1 protein-coding gene is annotated in these 630 nt (G+C 59.8%); it reads left to right on the forward strand.

The genetic code is table 11. The features are described from left to right. A partial coding sequence (locus AC1QQ2_RS14515) for a hypothetical protein (RefSeq protein ID WP_479713678.1) occupies nucleotides 1-289 on the forward strand: 289 nt, incomplete at its 5' end. Nucleotides 290-630: the final 341 nt, after the last annotated feature.

Below are 630 nucleotides of genomic sequence, written 5' to 3' on the forward strand. Positions count from 1 at the left end.
AATCTGTGACATCATCGCCCACGAGCTGGCGCGGATTCACGTCTCGTACCACAACGACGATGCCAAGCGGACCAAGGGCATGTACAGGCAGCGCATTCAGAAGGCCTGGGGGCACACGGCGCACCGTGGCTGGGCCCGTCTACTCCTCGACCGCACCCGGGACCTCATCATCCACGGCACGGCGCACCGCGGTGCCAACGGCGCGGCGATGCCGACGGACGAGGACGACCACGACGGCAACTTTCTCTTTAACCACCCCGAGAGGGGGGGTAACTTTGCTGCCGCCTAGGCGCGCACAGCCGCTGTTATCACTGCCTAGATCCAATCCCCCCCACTGAGGGGGGGGCACGAAATATCGAAATATTTAATTTTGGTTCTTATGGGCAAATTCATAAAAACAAAAACATATGTTACAGGGAGGGTGAGTGAGCCCGGCACTTGAATGCCCGGGTGAGTGCTCTGCTACTGCTCAAGTAGTCCAGTCCAGTGAGCAGGTGAAATCCGGATCTATAGTCAGGGCTTTTTTGCGCCGGCCTGTTGTCTGTGACCAGGCTCGCCCCGCGCGCCCCCTGAGCAACCTCCGTAAACTGCGCTTCCCCATGGAGCTCGCCTGTGTTGCAGCCTGGGGCG

This window comes from Aestuarium sp., from assembly GCF_023253315.1.
Lineage (GTDB): Bacteria > Pseudomonadota > Alphaproteobacteria > Rhodobacterales > Rhodobacteraceae > Marivivens > Marivivens donghaensis.